This window comes from Streptomyces albidochromogenes, assembly GCF_005981925.1.
GTDB classification, from domain to species: domain Bacteria; phylum Actinomycetota; class Actinomycetes; order Streptomycetales; family Streptomycetaceae; genus Streptomyces; species Streptomyces albidochromogenes.
The window spans coordinates 1-3,496 of sequence record NZ_VBVX01000471.1 but is presented as its reverse complement, the minus strand read 5'-3'; the positions used below and the strand labels follow the sequence as shown (position 1 = coordinate 3,496).

Below are 3,496 nucleotides of genomic sequence, written 5' to 3'. Positions count from 1 at the left end.
TCGCACTCGCCGTCACGGATGCTGCGCACCGCCGTGTGCAGGGCGACCAGGGACGACGAGCACAACGTGTCGATCGTCATGCTCGGCCCGCGCAGATCCAGGAAGTAACTCACCCGGTTCGCCAGGAAGGCGTTGTGGTTGCCGAGGCCGCTGGGGGCGTCCAGCTCCGGATCGAGGTTGTAGTCCTTGTAGTGCTGGTAACTGGCGCCCACGAACACGCCGGTGGAGGGAGACAGTTGGCGCGGCGGCAGGCCGGCCGACTCCAGTGCCTCCCAGGTCGTGCGCAGCAGCCAGCGGGCCTGCGGGTCGAGGACCTCGGCCTGCTTGGGGAAGAAATCGAAGAACCGGGCGTCGAACTCCTCCACGTTGTCCAGGAATCCGCCGACGTCTGGCTCCTGCCCGTCGGCATACCGGCCCCAGCGGTGGGCGGGGGCCGGGCGGATCCCGTCCCCCGAGCCGGCGAGCAGCGACCACAGCCCTGCCTCGTCCGGGGCGCCCGGGAGTGCCAGGGCCAGGCCGATGACCGCCATGTCCTGCGCGGCCGCGATGGCCTCGGGGGCCGCGTCGTGGGCCGTGACCTGGGCCGCCGGCCGGCCGCCTTGGTCTGCGGCCCGGTGGTCGGCCGGTGCCGGGTCGGCTGCCATCGGGTCGGTGGATGTCCGGTCGGCTGCGGGTGTTCGGTCGGTCGCGGCCGGGCCGGTGGGTGTCCGGTCGGCTGCGGTCGGGGTGAACACCCCGTCGGCGGCCAGCTCGGCGACGTGGGCGGCCAGAGTGCGGCAGTCCGCGGCGTCCAGGACGTCCGTGGGGCTCAGCTCCACCCCGTACGTCTCCTCGATGTCGACCGCGATGGTGGTCGCCAGCATGGAGTCGAGGCCCGCCGCGGACAACGACGTGGTCGGCGTGATGCCCGGGTCGTGGAGGGCGTCGCGCACCACCTCGACGATCGCCGCCTCGGCCGCCCGGGCCCGCGGCGCACGGTGGACGGCAGCGGACGGAGAGCCTCCGTCCCGGGTCACCGTCCGGTACTCGACGTCGTCGAGCCGGACCAGCACCCGGCCGTCGGCGGCGAGCAGGGTCGCGGCCCCGCGCCGGGTGCCGTTGCTCGCCGGTTCGGTCCCGTCGAGCAGCACGAACGCCGTCCGCGCCGAGTCGTCCCAGCGCACCGCCCGGCCGATGGAGACCGGCAGGTACGTGGCCGAGGGGGCGGCGGGGTCCGCCAGCGTGAGTACGGCCATGGTCTGCAGCGCGGCGTCGAGTGCCACCGCCTCGGCGTCCAGCGGGCCGTCGCCCGGGAGGTCGACCCGCGCGAGCACCCGGCCGGGCCCGTAGTGGACTTCGGTGAGGGACCGCAGCGGCTCGGACAACTCCATGCCCTTCGCCGCGAACCAGGCGTAGAGTCCCGCCGGTTCCAGCGTCCGGCCGAGGCCGGCCCGCAGCGCGTCGACGTCCTGTGCGGCGGGCGCCGCTCCGGGCGGGGCGTCGGCGGTGGTGATCCGCGCGATCACCTGGTCGGCGTGGCGGAAGGTGGCCGGCCCGCTGCGGGCGGGGTCGTCCAGGTCGCTGGTGAGGGGGTGGGCCCCGGTCCCCCGGCCGGTGAAGGTGACCCGGCGCAGGACGCCGCTCGACCGCAGCCCGAGGGCAACGGGCACGGCGCCGGGCACGGTTGCGTCACCGAACACCCGGTGGGCGCGCGAGAGTCGCCGTACGGCCTCGTCCACGTCCTCGGCGACCGTCACCGGCCGCACGGCGGGGCTCACCCCGAACGGGTAGGGCGGCAGGGCGCGGCGGGGCGTCGGCGGGTCCGGGTACACCGTGGCCCAGTCGATGTCCGCGCCGCCGGCGTAGCGGAACGCGGTGTCACTCAGTCCGGTCGACCGGCTCTCCAGTACCGTGCCGCCTCGTACGACGGTCCCCGGCGCCCGGTCCGCCAGGCGCAGGGCCCGGGTGAGCCCGGCGCTCAGCTCGTCGGCCGTGGAGCCCAGCACCGCCACCCGGTACGCCCGGTGGTCGCGCCCGACGGCGCTGGAACGGCACAGCGCGCTCAGCCCCGGCGCGGTCTCCCGCGCCAGCAGCGGCCGCACGTCCTCCACGCGCCGCAGCAGGGCCTGCGGGGTGTGGGCGGACAGGACCAGCAGGTGCTCGTCCGGCGCGTCGGCCGGCCGCGCGTCCTCGCGAAGCGCCTCCCGCACGCCCTCACCGACGTACTCCTCCACGACGATGTGCGCGTTGGTCCCGCCCATGCCGAAGGAGCTGACTCCCGCCCGGCGCGGCCCGTCGGACTTCCACGGCTGCGGCTCGACCGGTATCTCGAACAGCCCGGTGGACAGGTCCAGGTGGCTGCTGGCCGTCTCGAACCCGGCGACGGGCGGGATCTCCTGATGCCGCAGGCACAGCAGAACCTTCAGCAGGCCGGCGAGTCCGGCCGCGGGCTCCAGGTGCCCGATGTTGCTCTTGACGGTCCCGATGCGGCACGGATCGACCCGGTCCGGGTCGCCGCCGAACACCTCGGTCAGCGCGGCGATCTCGATCGGGTCGCCGAGCCGGGTCGCCGTGCCGTGCGTCTCGATCAGGGAGATGTCCGCCGGCGCCAGTCCGGCGTCGTCCAGAGCCGCCCGGACGACCGCGGCCTGGGCCTCGCTGCGGGGCACCGACAGGGCGCTTCCGCGCCCTCCGTGGTTGACGGCCGTACCGCGGATGACGCCCCAGATCCGGTCGCCGTCCCGTTCGGCCTCGGCCAGCGGCTTCAGCATCACGGCCAGCGCGCCTTCGCCGGGGAGGAAGCCGTCGGCCCGCTCGTCGAAGGGCCGGGGCAAGGTCTCGGACAGCGCGCCGAGTTGGCTCAGGCTGCGGTAGTACCAGGGTGTCAGGCCGACCTGGCAGGCCGCCACGACGGCGGCGCCGCAGTGGCCCGCCCGCAGCGCGGCGACCGCCTGCTGGACGGCGACGAGGGACGACGAGCACAGGGTGTCGACCGTCTGCGAGGGGCCGGTCAGGTCGAGCGCGTACGAGATCCGGTTGGCCAGGACCGCGTTCATGGAGCCGAGGGCGGTGTGCGGCCCGACGGTCTCCAGCCCGCGCGCGTCGCGGTGGTGGGTGTAGGTGGCGCCGACGAAGACGCCGATGTCGCGGCGGCCGGCCAGGCCGCTCTCGTCGCGGACCGCCCAGGCGTGTTCCAGCAGCAGCTTCTGCTGGACGTCCATCTCCTCGGCCTCGCGTACCGAGATGCCGAAGAAGCCGGGGTCGAAGCGGTCGATGCCGGTGACGAAGGCACCGGTGCGGCAGTACGTGCCCGTCATGCGGGGGCCGCGCGGCTCGAAGTGGGCGTCGACGTCCCAGCGTTCTGCCGGCACCTCGGTGAACGCGTGGCCGCCGGAGCGGAGGAGGGGCCACAGCCGCGCGGCGCCGCCGACCGCGCCCGGGAGGTCGCCGGACACCGCGACGATCGCGACGTCCGCGTCGCGACCGGCGGCCGGGTGCCTGCGCGGGCCGGGGAGGG

1 protein-coding gene is annotated in these 3,496 nt (G+C 75.1%); it reads right to left on the bottom strand.

Features of this window, described 5'->3' with window-relative positions:
• Positions 1-3,496: beta-ketoacyl synthase N-terminal-like domain-containing protein (locus E2E34_RS32600; RefSeq protein WP_208765403.1), on the bottom strand; the 3,496-nt coding region annotated here is incomplete at both ends.